Annotated in this window: 5 protein-coding genes and 1 pseudogene; 3 read left to right on the top strand and 3 right to left on the bottom strand. The window is 30.4% G+C overall.

Annotation, left to right across the window (positions count from 1 at the left end; genetic code table 11):
- Window positions 1–223: 223 nt before the first annotated feature.
- Both ACRRVB_RS00965 and ACRRVB_RS00960 read right to left on the bottom strand, forming a co-directional pair.
- Window positions 224–538 (bottom strand): annotated as a pseudogene (locus tag ACRRVB_RS00965) (DUF4158 domain-containing protein); the annotation flags it as partial.
- A 478-nt stretch (window positions 539–1,016) separates the two neighbouring features.
- A complete protein-coding gene (locus ACRRVB_RS00960) occupies window positions 1,017–1,349 on the bottom strand; it encodes a helix-turn-helix domain-containing protein (protein ID WP_432466147.1) in 333 nt (110 codons plus the stop codon).
- Between the two features lie 154 nt (window positions 1,350–1,503).
- On the opposite strand from ACRRVB_RS00960, the gene ACRRVB_RS00955 reads away from it, so the two are divergent.
- From ACRRVB_RS00955 to ACRRVB_RS00945, 3 genes are all read left to right on the top strand, one after another.
- Complete coding sequence (locus ACRRVB_RS00955; RefSeq protein ID WP_432466146.1) at window positions 1,504–1,776, top strand: SymE family type I addiction module toxin; 273 nt, start codon at window positions 1,504–1,506, stop codon at window positions 1,774–1,776.
- A gap of 688 nt (window positions 1,777–2,464) precedes the next feature.
- On the top strand, window positions 2,465–3,457 hold the full coding sequence (locus ACRRVB_RS00950; RefSeq protein WP_432466145.1) for an AAA family ATPase: 993 nt from the start codon (window positions 2,465–2,467) through the stop codon (window positions 3,455–3,457).
- 10 nt (window positions 3,458–3,467) lie between these two features.
- Window positions 3,468–4,637, top strand: coding sequence for a hypothetical protein (locus tag ACRRVB_RS00945; RefSeq protein ID WP_432466144.1), 1,170 nt, complete (start codon window positions 3,468–3,470; stop codon window positions 4,635–4,637).
- A gap of 104 nt (window positions 4,638–4,741) precedes the next feature.
- Here the strand turns inward: ACRRVB_RS00945 and ACRRVB_RS00940 are convergent.
- Window positions 4,742–4,930 (bottom strand): transposase (locus tag ACRRVB_RS00940; protein ID WP_432446957.1); only part of this gene is annotated, 189 nt, incomplete at its 5' end.

The raw sequence follows: 4,930 nt of genomic DNA, 5'->3' as shown, positions 1-4,930 counted from the left end.
AGCGCATCGCAAGTATGCCGTATTCAACGATTGTACACTTTAAACAATTAAAAAAATCATGCTAAGCACTTTTAATAACTTGCTGGAAAATGGGAAAAATAGTATCTGAAAAATGTTGTCTATCACGTCAATTGATATAATAACTCGGAAGAAAAAACAACCCAAAGCTAGTACAGAAAACAGACCTTAACGTACAATAATTTCCAATATCCAAGGCGACCCCTATAACGTTTATAACTGGCAGGATTATGCTTTTTCTCCGAAGGGTTTCGATCAACGAGCTGGCCAGAATGATCCCTTTGTCTGTCTGAAGGGCCAATTCAGACAAGCTATCCAATGATTCTCTATAGTGACTCATCGTGAAAGGCTTAAATCCAAAAGTAACTTGCAATTCAATCAAGTGCTCCCTTCTTGTCTGTTCGCGTTTACCATACACATTCCAATTTTCTTCTGAAATATTCAGTTGAGATGCAACTATTTGCAATAAGGGGTTAGATGGACGCTCACTAACTCCCAGAATAATTCCAGGAAATCTTAATTAGTCGGTCCTGAAATACTGTATAATTATTTGCTGATTAACAAATAATTATACAGTATTTCAGGACCGACTAATTACTATTAGGATTTATAGATCCGTTTTGTCCTGCTTCTATACCCGGTTGTACGAACACTTGATTATCGGATGAAATTGAGTTGTTTAACAGATCTATAGTATCGTTAGATCCGTATTGGACAGTCTGCAAATATAAATATATTTATCATACTGTCCAAATTTTTATGATTCTGTATAGTTTTTTGTGCCGCATTTATCTTAAGAAACACTTAGATTATATCTTTTCGTTAAAACTTTAATGAGAATTGTTTGGGTAAATTTAGATACGGGGAATTATTGTATTTATAGGAAGTGTTTATTTATTCCCAATTGTTGAGAATATTTTTACTACAAATTTTAACTAAAAACGTAAAAAAAGAATGTATTATACATTTTATAAAAAATATTATTGAAAACAGAAAAGTTACTGGATATATTCTTTTTTATTCTTAAAATCTCGTACCAGAGCATCTAATGTTATAAAAAGATGCTGTTTATCCTTATCATCCATCTTAGCTATTTCCTGCATTCTAATGATCATATCTTTATCCAATTCAATATCTGAATTTCCTGTTAAATAGTCTAAAGACACTTCAAGAGCTTGTGCTATTTTAACGGCCATCTCTATAGTAGGTCTTACCTCACCACGCTCATACCTACCATAAGCATCTCCATTAATACCTATCTTTTTGCCTAAATCTGATTGAGACAACTTTTTTCTTTTTCTTACTAAGGTCAATCGCTCTCCAAAACTCATTTTTATTGGATTTAATAGATATAAATTATGCGGTTAATAAATATACACACAAAAAATACTTGATAAAAACGGAATATTATTGCATAATACATACATATTTAATAGTTTTAATACAATTATGTAGTATTTATATCTATTCAATAGAACTAATCTAATGTCCATATTCATTGATAAAACAGCCCGCCGAATAAAAATTCAGAAATTATACCGGTCTGGTAAATACGTTCCAATCATTCGTCTGGAAGGCAAATGGATAACAAAGATAGGATTGAAAATAGGAGAAATAGTAACCATTAATATTAGAGAGAGATTACTAATCATAGAACCTACAGAAAAAAATATGAATGAGGTAATCAGATATAAAAGTCACTTGAGCACAGTTAAAAAAACGCTAAAAGAAATTTCAAAAGAACTTGAAAATATATAAAAATACTTACATAGATTTAACACCTTTATTTCCACGAATTAGTATATCGGTATATATGCCTTTTGTTTGAAACAACAAAAAATAAACCAACTTATTAATTTGATAATAAAAATAATACATGAATCAAGCATTAAATATAGATAACTTTTATCTATTTGGTAGTCTATTTGGTAGTCTATTTGGTAGTCTATTTGGTAGTCAGATATATATTATTGGTAGTCTATTTGGTAGTCAGATATATATTATTGGTAGTCTATTTGGTAGTCAGATATATATTATTGGTAGTCTATTTGGTAGTCTATTTGGTAGTCAGACTAGTAAATTCATTTCTTTACTAGAAATCGTTATTTTGAAAGAAAAATTGTATAAATTTTCAATTTAATATATAACTGATAATCAATTTATAAAAATGCTCAATATTAAAATTCATACTAAAAAATAAAGTTCATTAAATTTTAATAATCTTTATCTATTTAGTAGTCTATTTGGTAGTCTATTTGGTAGTCAACTGCTCTTATTATAGTTATAGTTATTATTAAATAATAAAAAACAACTACAACTAGCGGGAGGTGTTAGATTTATAATCCGATCAAAAAATTATTTCAATACTTGCCAATTTGTTATTTATAGTTTAAGTTTACGTAGTTGTTTTTTATATAATTTGAACCATATTGAAACTTAATTTTAGATGCATCCAAAAATGTTAGCTATAGAAGCAGCCGATATATTTGGCGTTAGTGTACAGGCTATCCATAAACAACTCAAGTCTAAAAAATTAGCCTACCATAAGCTTCGAAATAGGGTTTATTTTGAATACGAAACGGCTATAAAAATTTTTGCGCCATATAAACAACCTTGTAAAGTTGTTGTATTTGTTTTGGTAAAGGGTGGTGTCGGAAAGTCAACTTTGTGTCGGGAAACCGCTATACGTGCAACCTTAATGGGAAAAAAAGTTTTAGTTATTGAAATTGATCACCAAGGAAATTTGACCAAGTCTTTTGGTATTAATGCTAGTGATTATCCTGTTTTGATTGATTTGTTGGATGATAGTTTAATTAAGGTGGCGGATGCTACTGTTAATGTGTTACCTGGATTAGATATTTTACCGAGTCGTTATGACAACTCTGTGCTTGATAATTTTATTATGTTAAAGCAAGTTCCTCTGCAAAGAGTACTCAAATCAAAAGTTGATCCTTTACGTTCGGCCTATGATTTAATTTTAATAGATTGTCCACCTTCTTTAGGTCAATCTATTTCTGCTGCTGTTCTTACATCTGATATGGTTGTTCTTCCTACCACCCCTTGTGATTTTAGTGATTCTGGTATTGATATTACGGTTAATGAGATTAGCCGTATGTGTAACGACCACGATATGTCTACGATTCCAATGAAAATTATTTTGAATCAGTTTGATAATAGAGAGAAAGATTCACGGGATACCTATTCTGATTTAATTAAACACCACCAATATGGTGAAATGATGTTTTCTGGGTATATCAGGAAGTGTAAAGAAATTGAAAAATATAGAAGACGTAAATCAACGGTATTTGATAGTACTGCAAGTACGGCAGGTAGAGAGGATATTGATACGTTCACACGTGAACTGTTAGGAATGCATAACTTGAAAAGTAACCATGTTGCTTCCCATTTGCCTAATCCAGAAATAATGAAAGGTTATTAATAGATATATCATGACTGCTTCAGTTGCTACTTTAGATGGAACCAATAAAAAGTTTATACCTAAAAGAAGGGCTCCTTATTTGCTTCAAAATGAAGTTATAAATCGGAATATAAATACCCCTCTTGATTCAATAAATGATCCTTATCAAACGTTAGATAACGAAAGGCCTAGTAAACAAAGGGATGACGTTTCTATAAAAAGTGTAATTAGTAAAGTATCTGAAAATAAGTTAGTTAGTAAAAGTATATCGTGTAGTAAAAATAGGGTTGATGCGAAATTAGATTATTATGAAGTAGCCTCTAAACTTTGTGGCATTCAAAAACGAATTGTTGAATATTTTGTTGGTTGTTGTATGGTTAGGGGAGAACCTATTACAGGTCCAATAACGATTGAAACCTTATCTAGTGTCACTAATACGACTAGAAAAACTTTGAAAAAAGTTGTACAAAGGATCATTCAAAAAGGGATTATGGAACGTATTGGTGGAAAAACTGGAAAGAGTGGTTTTTCTGTTTTTAGGTTCGATAAGGCATTCGTTAATGCTTTTAAGTTACAGTTAGACTTAACAAGTAGTCAGTCTTTTAAGAATACTTTATCCTTAGTGCAAAAAAATGAAGCTACAAAAATGTCCTTATGTGAAAGCCATTTTTTACCAAAGGAATGGGAAGATATAGATTGTAGGGATCTTGAAGAAATAGGATTTGGCTTGCCTCAAATTCGTCAAATTTATAGTAAAGGTACTAATACAGCAGATACCATTCAAACTTCTATTGATCATTTTTCTTTTGCCCTTCAGAACAAGTCTGGCACATTGGATAAATATAAAAATAAGTTAGGAACGTTTATGTCTGTTTTACAAAAAGGTGGTGCTTGGGTCGAGAATGACTATATGTCTCCTAATGAAATAGCTCTTAAAAAGTTATCTATACAAAGAAAGGATAGACTGGAAAGGTTAAAAAAATTAGAAGAAGAATTTTTCTCAAATGCGTTTGAATTATGGTTATCTGGTTTAACAGAATCACAAAAAAATGAAATTATACCCGATCATATTAAGCAAGCGCCTTTTGCCAAGGATATACAAAGAACAATAGCTTTAAAAAAATATTTTAAAGAGAATATCTGGCAGAGTAATATGCCAGATGAATTGAAAAAAATTAAAGAAGAAATTAATTTAATTTAAATTATAGTTCTTGATAATATAAGGGTTAGATCAGATACAATGATCTGGTTCAATGATACAAAATCTGGCTCTGTCCAATTAAGTGTGTAAAATATTTTTATGTTTTATTGAATTCTCTTTTCAAATTTAATTAAAAAATGTGCTATAGCCTCACTCCAATTATGAATAGGCATGGTCCACTTTTTGGTCATGTAGTTAATAGTTAAATATAAGGTTTTAAAAACAGCTATATCGTTAGGAAATACTCTTTTATTTTTAGTAACTCTACGGAATTGGCTATTTACAGATTCAAC

The sequence above is a fragment of the Candidatus Cardinium hertigii genome, from assembly GCF_050864855.1.
GTDB lineage: Bacteria > Bacteroidota > Bacteroidia > Cytophagales > Amoebophilaceae > Cardinium > Cardinium hertigii_C.
This window is presented reverse-complemented; position numbering and strand designations above follow the sequence as displayed.

Bases quoted from the DNA above. Each gene is read 5' to 3' on its own strand.
- ACRRVB_RS00950 (WP_432466145.1), top strand. From the start codon at position 2,465: ATGCATCCAAAAATGTTAGCTATAGAAGCAGCCGATATATTTGGCGTT.
- ACRRVB_RS00960 (WP_432466147.1), bottom strand. From the start codon at position 1,349: ATGAGTTTTGGAGAGCGATTGACCTTAGTAAGAAAAAGAAAAAAGTTG.
- ACRRVB_RS00945 (WP_432466144.1), top strand. From the start codon at position 3,468: ATGACTGCTTCAGTTGCTACTTTAGATGGAACCAATAAAAAGTTTATA.
- ACRRVB_RS00955 (WP_432466146.1), top strand. From the start codon at position 1,504: ATGTCCATATTCATTGATAAAACAGCCCGCCGAATAAAAATTCAGAAA.